General features: G+C 59.4%; 23 protein-coding genes. 11 read left to right on the top strand and 12 right to left on the bottom strand.

The window, feature by feature from the left end:
- Positions 1–2 precede the first annotated feature (2 nt).
- Positions 3–458 carry a DUF4879 domain-containing protein gene (locus tag TU81_RS21405; protein WP_048396467.1) on the bottom strand — a complete coding sequence of 152 codons (456 nt, stop codon included), beginning with the start codon at positions 456–458 and terminating at the stop codon, positions 3–5.
- Between the two features lie 227 nt (positions 459–685).
- On the opposite strand from TU81_RS21405, the gene TU81_RS21400 reads away from it, so the two are divergent.
- The 5 genes from TU81_RS21400 (at position 686) to TU81_RS21380 (ending at position 5614) form a co-directional block, all read left to right on the top strand.
- The gene (locus TU81_RS21400) at positions 686–1981 is read left to right on the top strand and encodes an NCS2 family permease (RefSeq protein ID WP_007895297.1); all 1296 of its coding nucleotides are present in this window, start codon (positions 686–688) and stop codon (positions 1979–1981) included.
- A complete protein-coding gene (trmA, locus tag TU81_RS21395) occupies positions 1978–3057 on the top strand; it encodes a tRNA (uridine(54)-C5)-methyltransferase TrmA (RefSeq protein ID WP_048396466.1) in 1080 nt (359 codons plus the stop codon). Before TU81_RS21400 ends, trmA begins: the two co-directional genes overlap by 4 nt.
- Before the next feature lie 134 nt (positions 3058–3191).
- Entirely contained in the window at positions 3192–4103 is a 912-nt protein-coding gene (locus tag TU81_RS21390) for a LysR family transcriptional regulator (RefSeq protein WP_048396465.1), read from the top strand.
- Between the two features lie 210 nt (positions 4104–4313).
- The gene (gene aroQ / locus TU81_RS21385) at positions 4314–4754 is read left to right on the top strand and encodes a type II 3-dehydroquinate dehydratase (RefSeq protein WP_030129491.1); all 441 of its coding nucleotides are present in this window, start codon (positions 4314–4316) and stop codon (positions 4752–4754) included.
- A gap of 5 nt (positions 4755–4759) precedes the next feature.
- Positions 4760–5614: a shikimate dehydrogenase gene (locus tag TU81_RS21380; RefSeq protein ID WP_048396464.1), complete on the top strand. Its 855-nt coding sequence runs from the start codon at positions 4760–4762 to the stop codon at positions 5612–5614.
- Between the two features lie 102 nt (positions 5615–5716).
- Here TU81_RS21380 and TU81_RS21375 read toward each other — a convergent pair whose 3' ends face one another.
- Positions 5717–6394, bottom strand: coding sequence for a TetR/AcrR family transcriptional regulator (locus TU81_RS21375; protein ID WP_048396463.1), 678 nt, complete (start codon positions 6392–6394; stop codon positions 5717–5719).
- A 103-nt stretch (positions 6395–6497) separates the two neighbouring features.
- Positions 6498–8399: a 3-dehydroshikimate dehydratase QuiC gene (gene quiC, locus TU81_RS21370; protein ID WP_048396462.1), complete on the bottom strand. Its 1902-nt coding sequence runs from the start codon at positions 8397–8399 to the stop codon at positions 6498–6500.
- Between the two features lie 617 nt (positions 8400–9016).
- Between quiC and TU81_RS21365 the strand changes: the two genes are divergently transcribed.
- Complete coding sequence (locus TU81_RS21365; protein WP_048396461.1) at positions 9017–10354, top strand: MFS transporter; 1338 nt, start codon at positions 9017–9019, stop codon at positions 10352–10354.
- A gap of 42 nt (positions 10355–10396) precedes the next feature.
- Here the strand turns inward: TU81_RS21365 and TU81_RS21360 are convergent, their stop codons facing one another.
- Complete coding sequence (locus TU81_RS21360) at positions 10397–11281, bottom strand: DMT family transporter (RefSeq protein ID WP_048396460.1); 885 nt, start codon at positions 11279–11281, stop codon at positions 10397–10399.
- Positions 11282–11418: 137 nt separating this feature from the next.
- Complete coding sequence (locus TU81_RS21355) at positions 11419–12195, bottom strand: IclR family transcriptional regulator (protein WP_048396459.1); 777 nt, start codon at positions 12193–12195, stop codon at positions 11419–11421.
- Between the two features lie 242 nt (positions 12196–12437).
- On the opposite strand from TU81_RS21355, the gene ypfJ reads away from it, so the two are divergent.
- Entirely contained in the window at positions 12438–13322 is an 885-nt protein-coding gene (ypfJ, locus tag TU81_RS21350) for a KPN_02809 family neutral zinc metallopeptidase (protein WP_038981429.1), read from the top strand.
- Complete coding sequence (locus TU81_RS21345) at positions 13322–14281, top strand: alpha/beta fold hydrolase (RefSeq protein WP_048396458.1); 960 nt, start codon at positions 13322–13324, stop codon at positions 14279–14281. The genes ypfJ and TU81_RS21345 overlap by 1 nt, the downstream gene beginning before the upstream one ends.
- A gap of 117 nt (positions 14282–14398) precedes the next feature.
- On the opposite strand, the gene TU81_RS21340 is transcribed toward TU81_RS21345, so the two are convergent.
- From TU81_RS21340 to TU81_RS21330, 3 genes are all read right to left on the bottom strand, one after another.
- A complete protein-coding gene (locus TU81_RS21340) occupies positions 14399–14992 on the bottom strand; it encodes an HAD family hydrolase (RefSeq protein WP_048396457.1) in 594 nt (197 codons plus the stop codon).
- A complete protein-coding gene (tesB, locus tag TU81_RS21335) occupies positions 14989–15858 on the bottom strand; it encodes an acyl-CoA thioesterase II (protein ID WP_048396456.1) in 870 nt (289 codons plus the stop codon). The genes TU81_RS21340 and tesB overlap by 4 nt, the downstream gene beginning before the upstream one ends.
- A 106-nt stretch (positions 15859–15964) precedes the next feature.
- Positions 15965–16534: a GNAT family N-acetyltransferase gene (locus TU81_RS21330; protein ID WP_038981423.1), complete on the bottom strand. Its 570-nt coding sequence runs from the start codon at positions 16532–16534 to the stop codon at positions 15965–15967.
- A gap of 229 nt (positions 16535–16763) precedes the next feature.
- Between TU81_RS21330 and TU81_RS21325 the strand changes: the two genes are divergently transcribed.
- Both TU81_RS21325 and TU81_RS21320 read left to right on the top strand, forming a co-directional pair.
- Positions 16764–17684, top strand: coding sequence for a histone deacetylase family protein (locus tag TU81_RS21325; protein ID WP_038981422.1), 921 nt, complete (start codon positions 16764–16766; stop codon positions 17682–17684).
- Positions 17685–17967: 283 nt separating this feature from the next.
- Positions 17968–19209 (top strand): TIGR03862 family flavoprotein, encoded by a 1242-nt coding sequence (locus TU81_RS21320; RefSeq protein WP_048396455.1) that lies wholly within the window; start codon positions 17968–17970, stop codon positions 19207–19209.
- Between the two features lie 117 nt (positions 19210–19326).
- On the opposite strand, the gene TU81_RS21315 is transcribed toward TU81_RS21320, so the two are convergent.
- Positions 19327–20661, bottom strand: a complete 1335-nt coding sequence (locus TU81_RS21315; protein WP_038981420.1) for a DEAD/DEAH box helicase — start codon at positions 20659–20661, stop codon at positions 19327–19329.
- A 63-nt stretch (positions 20662–20724) separates the two neighbouring features.
- Positions 20725–21651 (bottom strand): drug/metabolite exporter YedA, encoded by a 927-nt coding sequence (gene yedA / locus TU81_RS21310; protein ID WP_038981419.1) that lies wholly within the window; start codon positions 21649–21651, stop codon positions 20725–20727.
- Between the two features lie 163 nt (positions 21652–21814).
- Here yedA and TU81_RS21305 point away from each other — a divergent pair, with 163 nt between their 5' ends.
- Positions 21815–22267, top strand: coding sequence for an Lrp/AsnC family transcriptional regulator (locus tag TU81_RS21305; protein WP_038981418.1), 453 nt, complete (start codon positions 21815–21817; stop codon positions 22265–22267).
- A 121-nt stretch (positions 22268–22388) separates the two neighbouring features.
- Here the strand turns inward: TU81_RS21305 and TU81_RS21300 are convergent, their stop codons facing one another.
- Positions 22389–23000 carry a 3'-5' exonuclease gene (locus TU81_RS21300; RefSeq protein ID WP_007895390.1) on the bottom strand — a complete coding sequence of 204 codons (612 nt, stop codon included), beginning with the start codon at positions 22998–23000 and terminating at the stop codon, positions 22389–22391.
- 22 nt (positions 23001–23022) lie between these two features.
- Positions 23023–23502 (bottom strand): LabA-like NYN domain-containing protein, encoded by a 480-nt coding sequence (locus TU81_RS21295; protein WP_030129509.1) that lies wholly within the window; start codon positions 23500–23502, stop codon positions 23023–23025.
- Positions 23503–23539 lie beyond the last annotated feature (37 nt).

Raw genomic sequence — 23539 nt, 5'->3', positions numbered from 1 at the left:
CGTTACTTGATGTAAAGCTGCGTCGACATCGTGTTGCCGGGTGCGTTGATCGAGGTGTTGCTGAACGTGAAGATGCCGTCCTGCTTGCCCGCCAGGTTGAAGATGTACAGATAGCCGACGGTTTTTTTCCCGGCGGAGCACTCGGTCAGGTTGCCGGTATCAAAGGCACAGACAGGGGTTCGGGTGCCGTTCACCTCGAAACCGTCCAGTGCGACATGGGCTGCACGGCCGTAGCCGACTTCCAGCACGTACACCTTGATGTTTGGCCCTTTGTGGTCGCAACTGGTTTGCGCTTGGCCATCCGCGATATTTTCAAAGCCACAGCCTGGCGATTCGACCTTGAGTACTTTTACCTGGCTCAACGGTTGCGCAGTGGCCGCAATGGCTGTTTGCGCTCCGATGAAACAGGTGAGCAGCAACCCACATACCGCAATCACACGCTTATTAATGCAATACATATCTACCCCCTCCCTCCCCCAAAAAAACAGCGCGCAGTATGGCGCAGTTCCCTTTTGTGCAAAACATCGACGACGATCGCAGCCATAAGCAGCCATAGCCCCACGCTGCTGGTATGATGCGCGGCTTTTTCCGACCCCACAGAAAATACCCAGGCGCCTGCAGCGGTCTGTGCTTTGCTGTTGAGGTCGATACATTCACGGCGCCGGGCGCGCCACGAGGAGCAGACATGCTGGAAAGGCTGTTTCAACTCAAGGCACACAACACCAACGTGCGGACCGAGATTCTGGCGGGCGTCACGACCTTTTTGGCCATGGCCTACATTCTGTTCGTCAACCCGAGCATCCTCGGCGAGACCGGCATGGACAAGGGCGCGGTGTTCGTCGCCACCTGTCTGGCAGCCGCCATCGGCTCGGCGACCATGGGCCTGATCGCCAACTACCCGATCGCCCTCGCACCGGGCATGGGCCTGAACGCCTTCTTCACTTACACCGTGGTCCTGCACATGGGCCACACCTGGCAAGTGGCGCTGGGCGCCGTGTTCATCTCGGCGGTGATGTTTTTCCTGTTGTCGATCTTCCGCATCCGTGAATGGATCATCAACAGCATTCCGCTGGCGCTACGCTCGGCGATTGCCGCCGGTATCGGCTTGTTCCTGGCATTGATCGCCCTGCACAACGCCGGCATCGTCGTCAGCAACCCGGCGACCATGGTCGGTCTCGGCGACTTGAAGCAACCGGCGCCGATTCTCGCGACCCTCGGTTTTGCCCTGATCGTTGCCCTGGAGGCCCTGAAAGTCCGTGGAGCGGTGCTGATCGGCATTCTGTCGGTGACCATCGTCTCCATCCTGTTGGGCTTCACCCCGTTCGGTGGCGTGATGTCGATGCCGCCGTCGCTGGCACCGACCTTCCTGCAACTGGACATCAAAGGCGCACTGGACATCGGTCTGGTCAGCGTGATCTTCGCCTTCCTGTTTGTCGATCTGTTCGACAACTCCGGCACCCTGATCGGCGTCGCCAAGCGCGCCGGCCTGATGGGCAAGGACGGCCACATGCCGAAAATGGGCCGCGCCCTGATCGCCGACAGCACCGCGGCCATGGCCGGTTCCTTGCTGGGTACGTCGACCACCACCAGCTACATCGAATCCGCAGCTGGCGTGAGTGCCGGTGGCCGCACCGGTCTGACCGCCATTGTGGTGGCGATTCTGTTCCTGTTGGCGCTGTTCTTCTCGCCATTGGCGGCCAGCGTTCCAGCCTTCGCCACTGCGCCTGCCTTGCTGTTCGTCGCCGTACTGATGACATCCGGCCTGGCCGAAATAGACTGGGACGACATCACCGTCGCCGCGCCGGTCGTGGTCACTGCTCTGGCCATGCCGTTCACATATTCCATCGCCAACGGCATCGCCTTCGGCTTCATCTCCTGGACTGCCATCAAGTTGTTGTCCGGTCGCGGCCGTGAGTTGAATTCGGCGCTGGTGATTCTGTCGATTCTGTTCGTGATCAAATTGGGTTGGTTCAACGCATGACTTTTGACTCCCAGGCCTACGCCGTTCAGCTCGAAGAAAAGGTCACGCGCCTGCGTGACCTGCTGGCCCCGTTCAATGCACCCGAACCCGTAGTGTTCGATTCGCCGCTGAAAAACTTCCGCCTGCGTGCCGAGTTCCGCCTGTGGCGCGAAGCCGGCGAGCGCCACTACGCGATGTTTTCCCAGGAAGACAAACGCACGCCGATCCTGATCGAAGAGTTCCCGATCGCAAGCAGGCGCATCAACCAGTTGATGCCGCAACTCAAGGCGGCGTGGCAAGCGAGTGCGGCCCTGAGCCACAAGCTGTTTCAGGTGGAGTTCCTCACCACCCTGGCCGGCGATGCGATGATCACCCTGTGCTATCACCGCCCGCTGGACGAGCACTGGCACGCGGCCGCGTCGAAACTGGCAGCCGAGTTGAACGTCAGTGTCATCGGTCGCTCGAAGGGCAAACGCGAAGTGATCGGTCACGATTACGTGGTCGAGAAACTCGAAGTTGGCGGCCGCACCTTCAGCTATCGCCAGCCGGAAGGCGCGTTCACCCAACCCAACGGCACGGTGAACCAGAAGATGCTCAACTGGGCGTATGACGCCCTCGGCGATCGCTCCGACGATTTGCTGGAGCTTTATTGCGGCAACGGCAACTTCACCCTGCCGCTCGCGACCCGCGTGCGCAAAGCGCTGGCCACCGAAATCAGCAAGACCTCGGTCAACGCAGCACTCAGCAACCTGAGTGAAAACGCGGTGGATAACGTCACGCTGGTGCGTTTGTCTGCCGAAGAACTGACCGAAGCCCTGAACGAAGTTCGCCCGTTCCGCCGCCTGCACGGCATCGACCTCAAGAGCTACGAGTTCGGTAGCGTGTTCGTCGACCCGCCCCGCGCCGGCATGGACCCGGACACTTGCGAACTGACCCGACGCTTCGACAACATCCTCTACATTTCCTGCAACCCGGAAACCCTCGCGGCCAACATCGCCCAACTGCACGACACCCACCGCATTACTCAATGCGCGATGTTCGACCAGTTTCCGTGGACCCATCACATGGAGTCCGGGGTGTTGTTGACCCGTCGTTGATTGCAGCCTCCACCTACAAATCGGCCGTCCACTGGACGGCTTTTTTGTGGGCGATTGAAACGCCCTGTATTTGTACGTCCTGATTTGATAAATACAGCCACTGGTACTTCATTTGATTCCCGGTGTAATCAATCATGCAGCGACATTTCGACGATCTTCAGCTGGGCAGCATCGAACTGTTTTGTCTGGCCGCAGAGGCTGGCAGCTTTACTGCCGCGGCTCTGGTGGCAGGCGTGACCCCGGCCGCCGTCAGCCGCTCGGTGTCGCGCATGGAAGAACGTTTGGGTGTGCGGTTGTTTGCGCGTACCACCCGTAGCGTCAAGCTGACCGACAGTGGCCGGCGTTATTTCGAGGAGTGTCGTGAGGCTCTCGCACAATTGGTCGAGGCCCAGCGCGAGGTGATGGGACAGCAGCAAGAACCTTCTGGCACTCTGCGCATCAGCATTCCGACGACCTACGCCCATCATCGAATCCTGCCCTTGCTGCCTGCGTTTCGGGCGCACTTTCCCGCCGTGAAAGTCGAGGCGCACATCAGCAATCGCAACATCGATTTCGTCGGCGAAGGCTATGACATGGCAATCCGCGTGCGGGCTATTCCCGACTCCGGGCTGATTGCCCGGCCGCTGGAGGACGCCGCGCTGGTGATGATTGCCAGTCCTGATTACCTGAAGCGTGCCGGCACTCCGCAAACCCTGGATGACTTGGCTAAGCACGAATGCATCCAGTACGAACTGCCCAGCAGCGGCAGACGGATTGCCTGGCTGTTCAACGACAACGGTGTGCCGCTGGAGATTCTTGCCGAGGGCAACTACTGCTGCTCCGATGACGTATTAGGCGGCGTGACATTGGCGAAACACGGCGCAGGGTTGTTTCAAACCTATCGCTTCATTGTCGAAAACGAACTGGCGAACGGTTCGCTGGTGGAGGTGCTCAAGCCTTATAGCGGACGCTCCCGCCCTTTCACTTTGCTGTATCCGCAAAGCCGCCATGTGCCGTTGCGGCTAAGAGCGTTTATCGATTTTCTGGTTGAACATCTGCCTCGCTGAAAAGATCGCAGCCTTCGGCAGCTCCTACGTTGGAATGCGTTCTCCTGTAAGAGCTGCCGAAGGCTGCGATCTTTTGCATCTGTCCGATCACCGCACAAATAATCCGAACCTGACGCCCTCTTCAATTGACCTTATTAACCAGTTAGTACAATTTCTCCTCACAGGCTGAAACCCTCGGCCACTGCCAAAAATAATATGTGGAGAGACCCCATGTCCCCTATCGTTCTGGTGCTCAACGGCCCGAACCTGAACCTGCTGGGCACCCGTGAACCGGCGACTTACGGCCATGAAACCCTGGCAGACATTTCAGCGCTGTGCGGTCGCGCTGCCGAAGAGTTCGGCCTGACAGTGGAATTTCGCCAGACCAACCATGAAGGCGAACTGCTCGACTGGATTCACGCCGCCCGTGGCCGCTGCGCCGGGATCGTCATCAACCCGGCCGCGTGGACTCACACCTCGGTTGCCATTCGCGATGCCTTGGTCGCCAGCGAATTGCCGGTGATCGAAGTACACTTGTCCAACGTCCATGCCCGCGAACCCTTCCGGCATCACTCCTTTGTTTCGTCCATCGCCACCGCGGTCATGTGCGGTTTCGGCAGCCACGGCTATCGTTTGGCGCTGGAGCATTTCAGCCAACGTTTGGAAGGTTAAGCGTCATGACACAGAACACCGTGATATTGGCCGGGCTGATCGGTGCCGGCATTCAGGCTTCCCGCACCCCGGCGCTGCACGAGCATGAAGGCGATGCGCAGGGTTTGCGTTACCTGTATCGGTTGATCGATCTGGATCAGTTGAAACTCGACAGCAGCGCCCTGCCCGACCTGCTGATGGCCGCCGAACGGATGAATTTCACCGGGCTGAACATCACCTTCCCGTGCAAGCAGACGATCATCCCGTTGCTCGACGAATTGTCGCCGGAGGCACGCGGTATTGGCGCGGTGAATACGGTGGTGCTGAAGGACGGTAAACGCATCGGCCACAACACCGATTGCCTGGGTTTTGCCGAAGGCTTTCGCCGTGGTTTGAAGGACGTTGCCCGTGATCGTGTGGTGCAAATGGGTGCCGGTGGCGCAGGCGCGGCAGTGGCCCACGCGCTATTGAGCGAAGGCGTACAGCTGCTGAGCATTTTCGATGTGGATCAAAGTCGCGCTCAGTCGTTGGCGAACAACCTCAATCAGCATTTCGGTTTCGGCCGCGCCGTGGCCGGGCATGATTTGCCAGGCACGCTGGGTCAGGCTGACGGCTTGGTGAATACCACGCCGATGGGCATGAAAAAGCTGCCGGGCATGCCCGTGCCGGTGGAACTGCTTCGGGCGCAATTGTGGGTCGCGGAGATCGTTTACTTCCCGCTGGAAACCGAACTGCTGCGCAACGCTCGTGCGTTGGGTTGCCGAACCCTGGATGGCGGTAACATGGCGGTGTTCCAGGCGGTGAAGGCGTTTGAACTGTTCAGCGGGGTGGTGCCGGATGCTCAGCGGATGCTGGCGCATTTTCAGAGCATGAATGGTTGAAAATCAAAAGATCGCAGCCTGCGGCAGCTCCTACACGGTAATCGGCGTTTAACCGATCCTGTAGGAGCTGCCGCAGGCTGCGATCTTTTAGGAACCTACAAATCAGGCCTGCAGGTATCGCAAAACCGACTCGCAAATCATCTCCCGATGACGCTGCTTGATGCTTTCGTCCGGCAAATCGATCTGAAAGATCTCACCGAAGGTATGACGGTTCGATACGCGATAGAAGCAAAACGAGCTGATCAGCAGATGCACATCCAATGGATCGAGGTCGGTGCGGAATACACCTTCTTCGGAGCCACGACGCAAAATCTCGCCCAGTGAATCGAGGATGGTGTTGTTCATCGCCTTGATCGCATCGGAGCGCTTCACGTACTCGGCGTTGTGAATGTTCTCGATGCTGACGATACGCACGAAATCGACGTTGCGATCATGGTGATCGAAGGTGAATTCCACCAATCGCCGAATCGCTTCCACCGGCGCCAGTTCGGCTAAGTGCAGACGGTTTTCGGTGCTGCGGATATCCCCGTAGAGTTTCTCCAGCACCTCGACGTAGAGCTGCTCCTTACTGCCGAAGTAGTAATAGATCATGCGTTTGGAGGTGTGGATGCGGTCGGCGATCGCATCAACGCGCGCACCGGAAAGCCCCTGCTGAACGAACTCGACAATGGCCTCTTGAAGGATGTTCTCGCGGGTCTTTTCCGGATTGTTCTTGCGACTCTTGCGAGGCTCGGCAATTGGCATTTCGGGCGCTACGGAGAGTTCTGAAATTATTGTCATTGCGGGCTCACGGCCATCACTGCACAAGCAGGCGATTATGGGCCGCTGCGCGCGGTGAAGGAAGCCGCGAGGCAGCGGTTTTGTACCCGTGTTTACGATTTTCCTACAACTTTGCCTGACGTACGCCACCACTTCGCGATTTAGCCATGGCCGCCAGTCGCACTGCCACGTTGGCCGCGCCGTAACCCGCGTAGCCGTTTTTGCGCTGGATGATTTCAAAGAAGAACCGCCCTTCGAACGGCTCGGTGTAGACATGAAACAGCTCGCCGCCCTGGGCATCGCGGTCATAGAGCACGTTGAAATAGGCCAGTTCGCTGAGGAACTCATCGTCGAAATCGAACCGCGCGGCGAGGTCATCGTAGTAGTTGAGCGGGATATCCAGCAGCGGTACGCCCGCCTCCTTGGCGCGGCTGACTTCGGCAAAGATGTCGTCGCAATCGAACGCGATGTGATGCACGCCGGAACCGCGATAACTCGACAGCGCGTGAGAGATGGCGGTGTTGCGGTTCTCGGAAATGTTCAGCGGCAAGCGGATCGAACTGCATCGGCTGCGCAATGCGCGGCTCTTCACCAAACCATACGGGTCGGGCAGCACCACTTCATCGTCGGCTTCGAAATCCATCAGGCTTTTATAGAACAGCACCCAACTGTCGAGGCTGTCGGCGGGCAGTGCCATCGCCATATGGTCGATACGCTTGAGGCCACCGCTGGCCACGGCCGTCGGTTGCAGATTGAAGTCGGTGCCGTAGACATCGTCGCCCTGGTCCACCAGGTAAATCAGGCTGCCATCCGGCGCACGCACCGCTGCCAGTTCGAGCTCATTGGGACCAACGAGTCCGCGATAGGGCTGGCCTTTGTAAGCCACGGCACGGGCCAGCGCACTGGCGCTGTCCTTGACCCGCACGGCGGTGGCGCACAGCGATGGGCCGTGTGCCTCGAAAAAACTGTGGGCGAAGGAATAAGGTTCAGAGTTGAGGATCAGGTTGATATCGCCCTGACGCAACAGGCTGACACTCTTGGAACGGTGTTGCCCGGCCTTGACGAACCCCAGCCGCTCCAGCCAATGGGACAGCTTGGCACCGAGGCTTTCGTCCACTGCGAATTCAAGAAACTCGATGCCGCTGTATTCACTGGCGCTTGGGGTGTCGAACAGAATGTCGCGATTGGTTGCGGGCGTGGCTTCCTGTTCCAGACGTTGGCGGGTTTTCTCTTCCAGATACAGCAACGAACGCAAACCGTCGGCGGCGTTGGCCCGTGGCGGTGCGGCGCGAAAGCCGTCGTTGAAGATCTCCAGCGACAGCGGCCCGGTGTAGCCACTCTTGATGATGGGCGCGAGGAAGCCCGGCAGATCGAATTCGCCCTGGCCCGGGAAACAGCGGAAATGCCGGCTCCACTCCAGCACATCCATGGCCAGGATCGGCGCGTCGGCCATTTGCACGAAGAAAATCTTGTCGCCGGGAATATCGGCGATGGCGCTCGGGTCGCCCTTGAGCGACAGCGTATGAAAACTGTCCAGCAATACACCGAGGCTTGGATGATCGGCCTGGCGAACGATATTCCACACCTGTTGATACGTGTTCACATGCCGGCCCCAGGCCAGCGCTTCATAGCCAATCCGCAGGCTACGAATGCTGGCCCGCTCTGCGAGCTGATGCAAATCATCAATCAGGACCTGCTCTTCACCGATGGAGTCGGCCGAGGCGTTGCTGCACACCAGCACCAGGTCGGTGCCCAGTTCCTGCATCAAATCGAACTTGCGCTCGGCCCGCTCCAGATTGCGTGGCAGGCGATCGCGGCGGCAACCTTCGAAATCCCGAAAGGGTTGAAACAGCGTGATGGCGATCCCGAGATCGGCGCACATCTGTCTGATTTCCCGCGGGCTGCCGTCGTAGTAGAGAAGGTCATTCTCAAAAATCTCCACCCCGTCAAAACCGGCGGCGGCGATGGCTTCGAGTTTTTCCGGCAGGGTGCCGCTCAAGGAAACGGTGGCAATGGAACGCTGCATGTGTCGACTCCCGGTGGTAGGGAAATTTCTTGTCAGGGCGTAGGAGCTGCCGAAGGCTGCGATCTTTTGACTTTGCCTTCAGCAATAGGTCAGGCGTCAGAATCAAGATCAAAAGATCGCAGCCTTCGGCAGCTCCTACGGGGGTAGCGTTTGTCTTGGGCAAATTATTGGCTTGACGAATCCACACAGCAATTCAAAGTGTACTACCCGGTTAGTTTTGCGGGCGATTATCGAACACAATGGCAGTTGGCGAATTGACGATTTTTCGTCCACTGCGCAACATCGACACCACATTGAGTCCGGTCACAACCCCATGGACTCGGTTACCAAAGACCCTGAACACCACATAAAAATTTCAAAAAACGGGTACACGCTCATGCGCTCATTCAACGCCTTGTTTGCTTGCTCCACCGCCCTCACGCCGTACCTGGCATCCATCCGAACTTTGCGCCCTCTCGGCCGAACCGTGCCGCTCGCTGAATAACGCGTTGTCGTCAGTCCGACGAAAACACCTCAGCCGATCAATCACACCCGCGCCTGGCGCCATCGATTGATCACGCGCCCTTGAAGTCCCGACAAGCCTCGCTTGTCAGTCATTGAACGGATGGCACACACACATGATTCCTTCTCAAAGCTCTCGCGTGGCTCCGGCCATGGGCGTCGCCACTGGCGGCATCGGCGATAAAATCCGCGGCGCCATGGCGGTCGGCAAAACCCGTTGGGGGATGCTGGCGCTGGTGTTTTTCGCCACCACTCTGAACTACATTGACCGCGCCGCCCTGGGCGTCATGCAGCCGATCCTGGCCAAGGAAATGAGCTGGACGGCGATGGACTACGCCAACATCAACTTCTGGTTTCAGGTCGGCTACGCCATTGGCTTTGTGCTGCAGGGCCGGTTGATCGACCGGGTCGGCGTTAAACGCGTGTTCTTCTGCGCGGTGCTGCTCTGGAGCCTGGCCACCGGTGCTCACGGCCTGGCCACTTCGGCGGTGGGCTTCATGGTCTGCCGGTTCATTCTCGGTTTGACTGAAGCGGCGAATTACCCGGCCTGCGTGAAAACCACCCGCTTGTGGTTCCCCGCCGGCGAGCGCGCCGTGGCCACCGGCATCTTCAACGCCGGGACCAACGTCGGTGCGATGTTCACGCCGATGCTGCTGCCGTTGATCCTCCACGCATGGGGCTGGCAAGCCGCGTTCCTGTGCATGGCGGCACTGGGCGGCATCTGGTTGCTGTTCTGGGGCCTGAAGTACTTCAACCCGGAAGATCACCCGAGCGTCAAACAATCGGAACTGGACTACATCCAGAAGGAAGTCGAGCCGGAACAATCCCGCGTACCGTTCTCGCGAATCCTGCGCATGCGTGGCACCTGGGCCTTCGCCCTCGCCTACTCGATCACCGCGCCGGTGTTTTGGTTCTACCTGTACTGGCTGCCGCCGTTTCTCAATCAGCAATACAACCTGGGAATCAACGTGACCCAGATGGGTATCCCGCTGATCATCATCTACCTCACCGCTGACTTCGGCAGTGTCGGCGGCGGGATTCTGTCCTCGTTCCTGATCGGTCGCGGGGTCAATCCGATCAAGGCACGACTGATGTCCATGTTCCTGTTCGCCTGCTGCATCATCGGCGTGGTCATGGCCGCCGGCTCAAGCAGCCTGTGGCTCGCAGTGTTTGCCATCTCCCTGGCCATCGGTGCGCACCAGGCCTGGACCGCGAACATCTGGAGCCTGGTGATGGACTACACGCCCAAGCACATGATGAGTACGGTGTTCGGCTTCGGCGGGATGTGCGCGGCCATCGGCGGGATGTTCATGACCCAGTTGGTCGGCCACATTCTGACGATCACCAACAACAACTACACCGTGCTGTTCACCATGATTCCGGCGATGTACTTCATCGCACTGATCTGGATGTACTTCATGGCACCGCGCAAGATTCCTACCGTCACCGAGTAAACTCCCTTCCTCCGGCAGGCCTGATTCCAGGCCTGCCCTCTCCTACTGCCTACGTTGTTGCCACGCCGCCGCCAACCCGCTGCAGCAAATCACCGCGATCCCGAGCACGGTGGTCAGGGTCGGCGTGTGAGAAAACAGCAACCAGCCCAGCAAACCGGCAAAGACAATCTGGCAATAGCCGAACGGCGCCAACAACGCGGGCGCGGCGTGACGGAAGGCCTGAGTCAGAAACAGATGCGCCGTCATCCCGCACGCCCCCAGCGCCACCATCAAAAACCCATGACCCAGGCTGGGCACTTGCCAGAAGAACGGCACCAGCGCGCTCATCACCAACGTATTGCAGAGCCCGGCGAAAAAATTGCTGGTGGTCGGGCTGTCGATTTCGCTGAGCTTGCGGGTGAGCAGCTGATAGAAACAGAAAAACAGCGCCGAGCAGAACGGCAGCAACACCGCAGGCGTGAACAGTTCGCCGCCGGGATGGACGATGATCAACACCCCGATAAATCCACACACCACCGCCAGCCATTGGCCGCGCGTCACCTGTTCACCGAGCAGTGGCACCGACAGCGCCGTCACCAATACCGGTGCGAGAAAATTCACCGCCGTGGCTTCGGCCAACGGGATGAACAACAGCGCACTGGTAAATAGCAGGCTGGTTCCCAATAAGCACAACGCCCGCATCAACTGCAGCAATGGCCGCTTGGTGCGCAGGACGCGCAACCCGGATTGCGGCAGAAAAATCCCGGCCATCAACAAGGTGTGAATCACATAGCGAGCCCAGACCACCATGACGACCGGATAGAACCCGCAGAGGTATTTCGACAAGGCGTCATGGCTGGAAAACAGAAAGGTCGCGACCACTACCAGCAGGATGCCTTTGAAAGGATGATTGACGCCGGAGAGCGGGGTACTGATAGGCGACGTCAAGGCGAGGCTCTCTTCTGGCGGGATAATTCCAATAATTTAGAACCAGGTTCCATTTTCTTAAAGTTGCACCGCCTGAAAGTGTGCGAACAACGCACGGTTTTTTAATCGACTTCCAAATCGATGGGTCCAAGCGGCTATCAGCTAAAGAGTTCCGACGCCTGACTCGCTGCCGAAAGCTCTTGGGCAAACGCCAACAACGTCGGTGCCAGTTCATGCAGTCGCGCCCCCGGCATCCGCGCGCTCGGTCCGGCAATGCTGAGCACACCGATCACTCGCCCCTGCAATGGATGACGGATAACCGCAGCAATCGCCGACGTGCCTACCGCCGAACTTTCCTCAACCCAGGCATAGCCCTGCTCGCGCGCCAGGCGCAGCCGCTCCAGCAGTTCGATGTTGGAGCGTGGCGCATTGGGTCCCAGGCCCTCGGGCTTCTCGACTGCCTGGCGCTCAACCAGCGACAACGCTTCGGCATCGCTCATGCAGGCCAGCCACGCATGCCCCGAGGCGGTATAGAACAGCGGCGCATCGCGCCCCATGTCCGGGTCGTAACGCAGGCCGGAACGGGCTCCCTGGGACTTGGCGATCCAGGTCTGGCGCTCGCCTTCGATCACCCCAAGACGCACCAGCTCACCGGTCTCCCGGGCCAGCCGATCCAGCACTGGCTGCACAATATCCGCACCACTGCCGGACAAATAACGAAAGCCCATGGCGACCAGTTTGGTCGATAAGTGATAACGCAGGTTTTCCGGATTCTGCCGCACATACCCCAGACGAATCAGTTCGGCGAGTAGACGGTGGGTCGCGCTCTTGGGAATGTCCAATTGCTCGGCCAGGGTCTGCATCGGTAAACCTTGGGGTTCACCGGTAAGGCTTTCCAGCACGCTGAAAACACGTTCGATCTGACTGCCTGCCATGGGAGATTCCGAATGAAGTTTGGCTGATTCTAAAAGACAACTCTAGGTAAGCAAAATCTGGAACCTGCCCGGCAGTTGTCTTGACCGATCTGAAGTACCCGTCCGTCCATGAAACCGCTAATGTCGCCACTTCTGAGAACCCATGTCGCCAAGGGCTGTCAGACGACCGGACTGGCGCCATACCTACTCACCGGCAACACTCATCACCATGCGCCTTCATCAGGTAAAAAAGAGGATCCCCCATGCTTTGGAAAAAAGGCCGACGCAGCGACAACGTGGTCGATGCACGTGGCGATGGTGGGGGCGGTGGGATGCGCTTCGGTGGAGGCAAGGGCCTGAGCCTGACGGCGATCCTGTTGATCGTCGGGATCGGCTGGATCACCGGCCAGGACCCGCTGCAGATCCTCGGCCAACTGACCGGGCAAATGAGCGAACAGTCAGCCCCGGCCCCCACACAAACCCGCAAGGCGCCACCGGCCAATGATGAAGGGGCCGAATTCGTGCGCTCGATCCTCGGCGATACCGAAGACACCTGGCGCCAGATTTTCCAGCAGGCCGATCGGCAATATAAAGATCCGACCCTGGTGCTGTTCAGCAACCGCGTCAACTCGGCCTGCGGCCTGGCGACTTCAGCAACCGGTCCCTTCTATTGCCCGGCTGACCAGAAGGTCTACCTGGACATGAGTTTCTTCCAAGAGATGTCTCAACGCTTTTCCGCCGCGGGCGACTTCGCCCAGGCCTACGTGATCGCTCACGAAATCGGGCACCACGTGCAGACCTTGCTCGGCGTTTCAGCGAAGATTCAAACCGCTCGCCAACAGGGCCGGCAGATGGAAGGCGACAACGGTTTGCTGGTGCGCCAGGAACTGCAGGCCGATTGCCTGGCCGGCGTCTGGGCCAACAATGCGCAAAAACGTCTGAACTGGCTGGAACCCGGTGACATCGAAGAAGCCTTGAACGCCGCCAACGCCATCGGCGACGACCGCTTGCAACAGCAAGGTCAGGGCCGCGTGGTGCCGGACTCCTTCACCCACGGCACTTCGGCCCAGCGAGTGCGCTGGTTCAAGGCCGGGTTCGCACAAGGCCAAGTTGGCGAGTGCGATACCTTTGCCGCGAAGAATCTGTGATGCGTAAGTGGCTGCTAACTTTGTTAATTACCTGCGCAAGCACCCAGGCTGCCGAGCAAGGGGTCAAGGCGATCAGTTCCGGGCGCTTGTTGCTGAGCGCCGGGGAAATCGCGGTGAGCATTGGCCCGACGCCGGCGAAAATCGAACGCGTGCTGATCGTCGTCCATGGTCGATTGCGCAATGCTGAAACCTACCGCCAAAGCGCCGAACACGCAGCCGAGCAGGCCGGGCAAAGCGCGAACACGTTGGTGCTCGCACCGCAGTTTCTCAACGAAACCGACATTGCGAGCCATACGGTGCCTGACAGCGTTTTACGCTGGCAAGGCAATGACTGGATGGCCGGCGGCTTATCCACCGCGCCGTTTACGCTGAGTTCCTATGCGGCGCTCGACGAAATCATCGCTCGACTGGGCGATCGGCGACAGTTTCCGGACGTGAAGCAAATCGTCATCGCCGGTCACTCCGGCGGCGCTCAGGTGGTTCAGCGTTATGCCTTGCTGGGTCACCCTCAGCCAGCCCTCGAGACGGAGGGAGTGAAAGTGCGCTATGTGATCGCCAACCCTTCCTCATATGCCTACTTCAATGAGCAACGGCCGGTGGCGTTCAGTCATGCGAAGTGTCCGAATTTCAATCGATGGAAGTACGGGCTGGCGGAGCTGCCCGCTTATGCCGATGGGCAAACACCTGCGCAACTTGAAGAAAACTACGTCAAACGTGACATCGTTTATTTACTCGGGCAGCAGGACATCGACCCGAATCATCCGGCGCTGGATAAAAGTTGTGAAGCCAAAGCCCAAGGTGCTTCTCGACTGATTCGTGGGCGCAATTATTTCAATTATCTGAAGCGACGCCATTCTCAAGGGTTGAGTCAGCAACTGATCGAAGTGCCCGGGGTCGGGCATGATGGTGATGGGATGTTTACATCGCCAGAGGGGCAGAAGGTGTTGTTTGGTCAGTGAGTTTTTTTGGTGTCTGATCTGACGCCTTCGCGGGCAAGCCTCGCTCCTACAGGTAATGTCGCGTTCCTTGCTCCCACCGCCATTCTGTAGGAGCGAGGCTTGCCCGCGAAGAGGCCCTCAAGCCAAAAGCATCTGCCGCAACGCCACGCAATCGGCAGCATGCCAATCAGTCAACTCCGGCCACGGATTATCCGGCAGATTCACCAACACCGTCCGCGTCCCCGCCGCACGCCCGCAATCCAGATCGAAGCGGTAATCACCAACCATCACCATTTCGCTCGCCTGCACTTTCCAGGCTTCGGCCAGCTTCAGCAACCCACCAGGATGCGGCTTGGGCGGTGCTTCATCGCGGCCCAGTACATCCTCTGCCGCAAAGCAGTCCGCCAGGCCAATCGCCTCCAGCGTGACATGCGCCAGCTCGCGAGCATTGCGCGTGAGAATGCCCAGACGATAACCGCGCCCGGCCAACTCACGCACCAGTTCCACCGCGCCCGGCGCCGGCTTCGAACCCAACGCCAGATCCCGCTCGTGCTCCAGCAGCCACGCGTGTTTGGCCGCGGCTTCATCGGCCGGCAGTGCCGCGAGGTGGGTGAGGATGTCGTCTTCGGCGGGAATCGCCAACGCCATGCGAATCGCCGCGAAGTCATGCACCGCCACCGTCAGGGTGCCGTCCATGTCGAACACCCAGTGCCGCACCTCAGCCAGGCTCATGCCCAATCCTTGCGATGACGAATCAAGCCTTCCTGAGTGACCGAAGCCACCAGTTGCCCGGCACGGTTAAACACGCTGCCACGGGAGAATCCGCGCGAATTGCCGGCCCATGGGCTGTCCATGGCATACAGCAACCAGTCATCAGCGCGCAGGTCGGCGTGGAACCACAAGGCGTGATCAAGGCTGGCGACCTGCATGTCTTTCTGCCAGACGGATTTGCCGTGGGGCAGCATCGAGGTGGTCAGCAGGCCGAAGTCCGAAGCGTAGGCCAGCAGGTATTTGTGCAACGCCGGGGTGTCGGCCAAGGCACCGTCGGCGCGGAACCAGACGTATTTGACTGGGTCGGCAGGTTGAGGGTTGTAGGGGTCTTTTTCGGTCACCGGCCGGACTTCGATCGGTTTCGGGCACAACAGTTTTTCACGCATGTGCTCAGGGATCAGGTGCGCGCGCTGCTGAGTGAGTTCCAGCTCCGACGGCAGGTTTTCCGGGCCGACCACTTTCGGCATCTCAGTCTGGTGCTCAAAGCCTTCTTCGTCGTACTGGAACGAGGCGCTGCAGGTGAAAATCGGATTGCCCTTCTGGATCGCCGTCACCCGGCGCGTGCTGAAACTGCCGCCATCGCGCACCCGGTCGACCTGATACACCACCGGCAATTTGGCATCGCCCGGGCGTAGGAAATAACCGTGCATCGAATGCACATGGCGCGCCGGCTCGACGGTCTGACTGGCCGCCGACAGGGACTGGCCAAGTACCTGGCCACCGAACAGCTGACGAAAACCCAGGTCCTGGCTGCGGCCACGGAACAGGTTTTCTTCGATCGGTTCCAGGGTCAGCAGGTCTACCAGATCTTCCAACACTTGGCTCATTCAGACTCTCCTCACACAACGCAATGCCGCGCAGTCTTGGCTGCGGCGGTCGATTCAGTTTATGGCCCGGTTCAACATGAGGGCCATTGTAAACGTCCGCGCCTGCTTATCCATGCAAGGTTTGCAGCCATTGCTCACGGGTGATGCGGTACAACACGTGCGGGCGCAGCGGATGATCGGCTGCAAGCCGCGGGTGCTCGAAGTCATCGGCAGGGGCATGGTGCATGCCGATTGCTTGCATGACTTTCTCGGATGGCAGATTGGTCTTGGTGGTGAATGCGACGACCTCTTGCAGCGCCAACCGATCAAACCCGCAGCGCAGAGCGGTCCACGCCGCCTCACTGGCATAACCCAAGCCCCAGTGCTCGCGTGCCAGGCGCCAGCCGATTTCGATGGCCGGCGTGAATGGCGCATCGAAGCCGACCACGCCGAGGCCGGTAAAGCCGATGAATGCCCCGGTGTCTTTGCGCTCCAGTGCCCAGAGGCCGAAACCATGCTCGGCAAAATGCCCGCGAATCCGCCCGATCAACGAGGCACTTTCCAGTCGACTCAAGGGGGCCGGAAAATAACGCATCACTTGTGGATCGGCGCACATCGCCGCAAACGCTGGTAAATCCTCGTCACGCCACTGCCGTAACAACAGTCGTGCGCTTTCGAGTTCCAGTATCGGCTCCATCTCATCCCCCTTTCCTATCCCGCAAGTCTACATCGCTGGTAGGCACTGCACGAAAACTGCCTGCGCGACGATCATGCTGCGTTAATAACAGGCTCGGAATGCTCATTTAGGTCCCCTAAACTCCGCGTCCTCGCCTGTTTTTGCCTTGCCTGATCGCCGCTCGGCGAGTTTTCATACAGCCCCTAGGATCCTTCACTCATTCCTACATGCCTTCCTGTATAAATCAGCCATGCCCCTGCCATTGATCTACCACGAAGACTACAGCCCCGAATTCCCGGCGGATCACCGCTTCCCCATGGACAAGTTTCGCCTGCTGCGCGATCACCTGGTGGACAGTGGCCTGACCCGCGACACCGACTTGCTGCGCCCGGACCTCTGCCCGCCAGAGATTCTCGCCCTCGCCCATGACCCTGCGTATATCGAACGCTACATGGGCGGCGAATTGTCCCGCGAAGACCAGCGACGCCTCGGCTTGCCCTGGAGCGAAGCGCTGGCCCGGCGCACGGTGCGGGCGGTCGGTGGCTCGCTGCTGGCGGCCGAACAGGCACTGGAGCATGGTTTGGCTTGTCACCTGGCTGGTGGCACTCACCACGCGCATTACGATCATCCCGCCGGGTTCTGCATCTTCAATGACCTGGCGGTGATCAGCCATTACCTGCTGGAAAGTGGCCGAGTAAATCGCGTGCTGATCTTCGACTGCGATGTGCATCAGGGCGACGGGACTGCACGAATCCTGCACAACACTCCGGAGGCAGTGACCGTTTCCCTGCACTGCGAAAAGAATTTTCCTGCACGCAAAGCCGAAAGTGATTGGGACATTCCGTTGCCGATGGGCATGGGCGATGCCGATTACCTGAAAGTGGTGGACGACGCGCTCAACTATTTGCTGCCGCTCTACCAACCGGACCTGGTGCTGTACGACGCCGGTGTCGACGTGCATAAGGACGACGCCTTGGGTTATCTGAAGCTGACAGACGAAGGCGTCGCCGCTCGCGATGAAAGCGTGATGCGTCATTGCCTGGGCCGGGATATTCCGGTGGTCGGCGTGATCGGCGGCGGCTACAGCAAGGACCGCAAGGCTTTGGCGCGCCGCCATGGAATCCTCCATCACAGCGCCCAACGAGTCTGGCAGTCATCAGGTTGTCATTGATCTATGGGTCTTTACCCACAATGCCTGTGGAACCGCCTGTGGATAACCTGAGTGAAAGGGGCTGCAGGCCATGCGGGGTGTAGGCTTCAGAACGGTGGTTGTTTTTTAACCAGCCTTTTGAGAACACCGAAGATCAAATGTGGGAGCGGGCTTGCTCGCGAAGGCGATTTAACAATCAACATTGATATCGACTGACCCACCGCTTTCGCGAGCAAGCCCGCTCCCACATTGATCGGGGCTGATAGAATGCCCGGCTTCATTCCGCCAAACCGCAGCGCATTCCATGACCCAGCCCTCCACTTCCCTCCCCCCTCGCGTCGCCATCATCGGCGGCGGCCCTGCCGGTTTGATGGCGGCTGAAGTGCTGAGCCAGTCCGGGATCAAAGTCGACCTGTACGACGGCATGCCTTCAGTGGGGCGAAAATTCCTCCTCGCCGGCGTCGGCGGCATGAACATCACCCATTCCGAAGCCTACCCGGCGTTTCTCTCACGCTATGCCGAACGGGCGCCGCAGATTGCACCGCTGTTACGGTCCTTCGGCGCCGACGCCTTGTGCCAATGGATTCATGATCTGGGCATCGAAACCTTTGTCGGCAGCTCCGGCCGGGTGTTTCCCACAGACATGAAAGCCGCGCCCCTGTTACGTGCCTGGCTCAAACGCCTGCGCGATGCCGGCGTAGTTATCCACACCCGCCATCGCTGGCTCGGTTGGGATGACAACGGTGACTTGCGCATCGACAGTCCCGAAGGCGAAAAACACGTTCAAGTGGATGCGACCTTACTGGCCCTCGGCGGCGGCAGTTGGTCGCGTCTCGGTTCGGACGGTGCCTGGATGCTGCCGCTGGAACAGCGCGGTGTAGGACTGGCGCCATTGCAACCGAGCAATTGCGGCTTCGAGGTGCAGGCTTGGAGCGAACTGATGGTCAGCAAATTCGCAGGTGCCCCGCTGAAAAACATCGCCATTGGCCTCAATGACGACGTGCCGCGACTCGGAGAATGCGTGATCACTGCCACGGGAATTGAAGGCAGTTTGATCTACGCCTTGTCGGCACCGATCCGCGAAGCGATCAATCAACATGGCTCGGCAACCATTCATCTCGATCTGTTGCCGGGCAAGCCTGTGGATAAAATTCAAACTGCGCTGAGTAAACCGCGTGGCTCTCGTTCCATGTCCAAACACCTGCACAGTCAGCTGGGGCTTGATGGCGTGAAAGCGGCGTTGCTGCGCGAACTGACACCGGCCGACTACTTTACCGATCCGGCATTGCTGGCCAAAGCGATCAAGGCATTGCCGCTGACGCTGGTGAAAACCCGGCCATTGGACGAGGCCATCAGCAGCGCGGGGGGCGTGATGTTCGAGTCGATGGATGAACGTTTGATGCTCAAGCAACTGCCCGGCGTGTTCTGCGCGGGTGAAATGCTCGATTGGGAAGCGCCGACCGGCGGCTATCTGCTGACCGCGTGTTTCGCCAGTGGTCGAGCGGCTGGGTTGGGGGTGGTGGAGTGGTTGAAACACCGACACTGATCGTTCCCACGCTCTGCGTGGGAATGCAGCCCGGGACGCTCCGCGTCCCTACCGAAGCGGACGCAGAGCGTCCATTGAGGCGTTCCCACGCAGAGCGTGGGAACGATCCTCAGAGGATCAAGGCTTACGCTTACGCGGCCCGGTATTAAACACTGGCACTTTACGCACAGGCTTGATCGAAGGCTCCGGCGCCGAAGCATCCCCGCTCTCAACCCACTTGCCCAAATTGCGCTTGCCGCCACTCGAAGTTTTTGGCTTCTTCGGTTTTTTCGGCTTCTTGACAACCTGACCGCTGGCATCAGTATCCGGCACGCGGTGCTCAGGCTCGAAGTCCTGTTCCATTTGGCGAGTCAACGTCTGACGGGTCAACATCTCGATGGCTGACAGCTGATTCACCTCATCGGCGCACACCAGCGAAATAGCCTGCCCGGTTGCGCCCGCACGACCGGTGCGACCGATACGGTGGATGTAGTCCTCTGCCACGATCGGCAGGTCGAAATTGACCACCAATGGCAAATCTTCGATATCCAGACCACGCGCTGCCACGTCAGTAGCTACAAGGATCTGCACTTCACTGGCCTTGAAACGATCCAGTGCCCGCTGACGGGTCGCCTGAGGTTTGTCGCCGTGAATGCCGTCGGCATTGATGCCCAGGCCCTGGAGTTTTTCCACCAGTGCATCTACGCCGTTACGGGTCTTGGCAAACACCAGCACCTGCTTCCACTTGCCCTTGCGCATCAAGTGAACGAACAGCTCCGACTTGCGTTTCTTGTCCACCGTCACCACCCATTGCTTGACGGTGTTGGCAGCGACGTTGCGCGGGCTGACTTCGATGCTCAGCGGGTCGTTGAGCATTTGCCCGGCCAGCGTGCGGATGGCGTCGGAGAAGGTCGCGGAGAACAACAGCGTCTGACGTTTCTTCGGCAGCGCTTTGTAGATGTTCCCCAGCTCTTCGGAAAAGCCCAGATCGAGCATACGATCGGCTTCGTCCAGTACCAGGGTTTGCAACTGGTTGAACTTGAGCGCGTTCTGACGGAACAGGTCGAGCAAGCGACCCGGAGTCGCCACCAACAGGTCGACGCCTTTGCGCAGCTTCATCATTTGCGGGTTGATGCTGACGCCGCCGTACACCGCGTACGTGCTCAACGGCAGGTTCTCGGCGTACTGACGCACGCTTTCGTGAACCTGCTCGGCCAGTTCGCGGGTCGGCACCAGGATCAGTGCGCGCACGGAGTTGGCGCTGACTTTCGGCCCTTCCATGGCCAGCAATTGCAGCAGCGGCAAGGCGAAACCGGCGGTCTTGCCGGTGCCGGTCTGGGCTGCGGCCATCAGGTCACGACCGGCCAGCACCGCCGGAATCGCTTGTGTCTGCACCGGCGTAGGGGTCTGGTAGCCGAGCGTCTCGAGAGCGCGCAGCAAAGGTTCGATCAGGCCAAGGGTGGCGAAAGTCATGGGAGTACCGTAGGAAAATTCAGCGCGATTGTGCAAAGAGTGTGCAATGGCGCGCAGTTTACCCTAATTCGCGCGGGATTCTGTCGGCACCACTACCGCAGGCCGATTGGCACCTCGGCGCCACTGCGGCAACCCGATCAACACCACGGCACTGATGATCACTGTCATGGCCAGCGCTTCTTCGATACCGATGGTCTCGCCAACAAATACGATACCCAGCAACACCGCCACCGCCGGGTTGACGTAGGCATAACTGGTGGCCGCCGCCGGACGCACGTGTTTCAGCAGGTACATGTAGGCGTTGAAGGCAATGATCGAACCGAAGAACGTCAGATAGGCCAATGCGGCCCAACCTTCGATCGGCGGCATGGCCTCCAGATGCTCGCCACTCACCGCGCTGCCGATCAACAACACCACGCCGCCCACCAGCATTTCCACGGCACTTGCCATCGCGCCCTGCGGCAACGGCAAGTGTTTGCTCCACACCGAACCGAAAGCCCAGGACGCCGCCGCGAACACCAGCAACGCCGCGCCCAATGGGCTCGATTGCAGGTTGGAACCGAGGTTGAGCATGGCGATGCCGATCAGCCCGAGCACAATCCCGGCCCATTCGAGACGGGTATTACGCGCCCCCCAGAAATATCCACACAGCAAGGTAAACAGCGGCACCGTCGCCACCGCCAACGCCGCAACGCCGGAGGCCACGCCCGTATGCTCGGCGACACTCACCGCACCGTTACCGAAGGTCAGCAGTAAAATCCCGATGATCCCCGCCGCTTTCCATTGCGCCCACGTCGGTGCAGGTGCCCCGCGCCAACGCAGGAACGCGTACATCAACGTCCCGGCGATCACGAAGCGGATACCGGCGAGCAACAACGGCGGCCAGTACTGCACGCCGATGCGAATCACCAGGTAGGTCGATCCCCAAATCACGTACAGCGCGAAAAAAGCAGCGATCAGCGGTAAGGAAAAACGGCGTATGCCAGGCATGGGCAGCTCGAGAACAAGACAAAGAGAGCAGCTATTCTAGAAAGGCCAACGGCAGAAAATAAGTTACAAAACCTGTTTATAGCGCCAGTACACTTTTCAAAACACGGAGTTCAGCGCTATAAACCGTGCTTTCGAAAGTCAGCCTTTTTTCAGGAATGCCATGATGGACAAATACGACCGCATGCTCCTCAGCGCCCTGTTGGAAAACGGTCGTGCGTCCTACGCCGAGCTGGCGCGCAAGGTGAACCTGTCCGCTCCGGCGGTGGCCGAGCGCGTGGCCAAACTTGAGACCTGCGGGGTGATCACCGGCTACCAGGCGAAAGTCGACATGGCCAAACTCGGCCTACCGATCCAGTGCGTCATCGAACTGCGCCTGAATCAGCACGGCAACCAGAAAACCTACGACGAACTGATCAAAATCCCACAACTCACCGAATGCCATCGCGTCACCGGCGACCCCTGCGTGATCATGCAAGCGGCGGTGGGCTCGATGCCGGAGCTGGAAGAGTTGATCAACCGGATCGCCACGTTCGGGTTCAGCAAGACCTCGATCGTGCTGTCCAGCGCCATTGAAAAGCGTGTGCCGTTGGGGCAGTTGGAAGGGAATGGCAAATAGTTCTCTTGTAGGAGCTGTCGAGTGAAACGAGGCTGCGATCTTTTGATCTTGATCTTAAAAGTCAAAAGATCGCAGCCTCGTTTCACTCGACAGCTCCTACAGGGGTTCAGTGGTGTTTCTGTCAGAACCCACGATACCGCTTCAAATGCTCATTGATCTTCGCCGCCGGCACTTTCTGCAAACTGACGAGCAGATCATGGGACAACTCCCGCAACCCATGCTTGCGCCGCAACTCTTCAGCCAAGTGCGCCGTCAGGTTGGCCGCCATTTCGGCATCGGCCATGGCCCGGTGAGCCTTGCCGGTATTGGGCAGGCTGGCGAACGTGGTGAGGGTGCCGAGTTTGTGGTCCGGCGCGGCGGGCATCAGGCGGCGGGCGAGTAACAGTGAGCAGGCAAAGTTCTGCAAGCGTGTGCGCTTGATTCGTCCGAGCTCGTAGTCCCAGAACTTCTGGTCGAACGCAGCGTTGTGCGCCAGCAGCGGTGTGATGCCGACGAATTCATTGACCTCGTTCATCACCTGCTCGGCCGAGGGCGCGGTGCGCAGCATGGCGTTGCTGATGCCGGTGAGTTGCTCGATAAAGGCCGGCACTCGCACGCCGGCGTTCATCAGGCTTTGATAACGCTCGACGATGCGCCCCTGTTCAAGAATCACCACGGCAATTTCCGTGGCCCGACAGCTGCTGCTCGGGGAGAGTCCGGTGGTTTCAAAGTCGATGACTGCTATGCGTTCCAAACCTGTTTCAACTCCGTAAAAATCAATTCTTGAGCAGCAGCGCGCCTTCGATCGGCACGTAACGGCTGGCGGCGCGGATCAGCGAATTGGCGGTGAGACCGGGCACACCATAGGCCACCGCTTGCACGCCGTGCTTGCTGATGATGCGTTCCAGCAGCATGTCGAAATCACCATCACCGGAGGCCAGCACCACTTCGTCGACATGGTCGGCGGCGTCCATGATGTCGAGGGTGATGCCCACGTCCCAGTCGCCTTTGGCCGAACCGTCGCTGCGCTGGATGTAGGGCTTGAGCTTCACGATGAAGCCGAGATTGCGCAGGATCTGCTGAAACTGCTGCTGCTTGCTGTCGCCACGATCGATCGCATAGGCATAGGCCTCGACGATCTGCCCTTCTTTACTGACGTCAGCCCACAGCGCGGCGTAGTTGAAGTGGCAACCATAAGCCTGACGCACGGTGTAATAGAGGTTCTGGACATCGGCGAACACTGCGATTTTTTTCACCGTACATCCTCATTAGCGTGCCGAAGCGCGGGCAGGT

Origin of the sequence: Pseudomonas lini, from assembly GCF_001042905.1 — a bacterium.
In the GTDB taxonomy this organism is placed as follows: Bacteria; Pseudomonadota; Gammaproteobacteria; order Pseudomonadales; family Pseudomonadaceae; genus Aquipseudomonas; species Aquipseudomonas lini.
The sequence above is the reverse complement of the archived record's forward strand: the minus strand, read 5'-3'. Positions and strand labels throughout refer to the sequence as shown.

Coding starts and splice junctions, on each gene's coding strand:
- TU81_RS21405 (WP_048396467.1), bottom strand. CDS start 458: ATGTATTGCATTAATAAGCGTGTGATTGCGGTATGTGGGTTGCTGCTC.
- TU81_RS21400 (WP_007895297.1), top strand. CDS start 686: ATGCTGGAAAGGCTGTTTCAACTCAAGGCACACAACACCAACGTGCGG.
- trmA (WP_048396466.1), top strand. CDS start 1,978: ATGACTTTTGACTCCCAGGCCTACGCCGTTCAGCTCGAAGAAAAGGTC.
- TU81_RS21390 (WP_048396465.1), top strand. CDS start 3,192: ATGCAGCGACATTTCGACGATCTTCAGCTGGGCAGCATCGAACTGTTT.
- aroQ (WP_030129491.1), top strand. CDS start 4,314: ATGTCCCCTATCGTTCTGGTGCTCAACGGCCCGAACCTGAACCTGCTG.
- TU81_RS21380 (WP_048396464.1), top strand. CDS start 4,760: ATGACACAGAACACCGTGATATTGGCCGGGCTGATCGGTGCCGGCATT.
- TU81_RS21375 (WP_048396463.1), bottom strand. CDS start 6,394: ATGACAATAATTTCAGAACTCTCCGTAGCGCCCGAAATGCCAATTGCC.
- quiC (WP_048396462.1), bottom strand. CDS start 8,399: ATGCAGCGTTCCATTGCCACCGTTTCCTTGAGCGGCACCCTGCCGGAA.
- TU81_RS21365 (WP_048396461.1), top strand. CDS start 9,017: ATGATTCCTTCTCAAAGCTCTCGCGTGGCTCCGGCCATGGGCGTCGCC.
- TU81_RS21355 (WP_048396459.1), bottom strand. CDS start 12,195: ATGGCAGGCAGTCAGATCGAACGTGTTTTCAGCGTGCTGGAAAGCCTT.
- ypfJ (WP_038981429.1), top strand. CDS start 12,438: ATGCTTTGGAAAAAAGGCCGACGCAGCGACAACGTGGTCGATGCACGT.
- TU81_RS21345 (WP_048396458.1), top strand. CDS start 13,322: ATGCGTAAGTGGCTGCTAACTTTGTTAATTACCTGCGCAAGCACCCAG.
- TU81_RS21340 (WP_048396457.1), bottom strand. CDS start 14,992: ATGAGCCTGGCTGAGGTGCGGCACTGGGTGTTCGACATGGACGGCACC.
- tesB (WP_048396456.1), bottom strand. CDS start 15,858: ATGAGCCAAGTGTTGGAAGATCTGGTAGACCTGCTGACCCTGGAACCG.
- TU81_RS21330 (WP_038981423.1), bottom strand. CDS start 16,534: ATGGAGCCGATACTGGAACTCGAAAGCGCACGACTGTTGTTACGGCAG.
- TU81_RS21325 (WP_038981422.1), top strand. CDS start 16,764: ATGCCCCTGCCATTGATCTACCACGAAGACTACAGCCCCGAATTCCCG.
- TU81_RS21320 (WP_048396455.1), top strand. CDS start 17,968: ATGACCCAGCCCTCCACTTCCCTCCCCCCTCGCGTCGCCATCATCGGC.
- TU81_RS21315 (WP_038981420.1), bottom strand. CDS start 20,661: ATGACTTTCGCCACCCTTGGCCTGATCGAACCTTTGCTGCGCGCTCTC.
- yedA (WP_038981419.1), bottom strand. CDS start 21,651: ATGCCTGGCATACGCCGTTTTTCCTTACCGCTGATCGCTGCTTTTTTC.
- TU81_RS21305 (WP_038981418.1), top strand. CDS start 21,815: ATGGACAAATACGACCGCATGCTCCTCAGCGCCCTGTTGGAAAACGGT.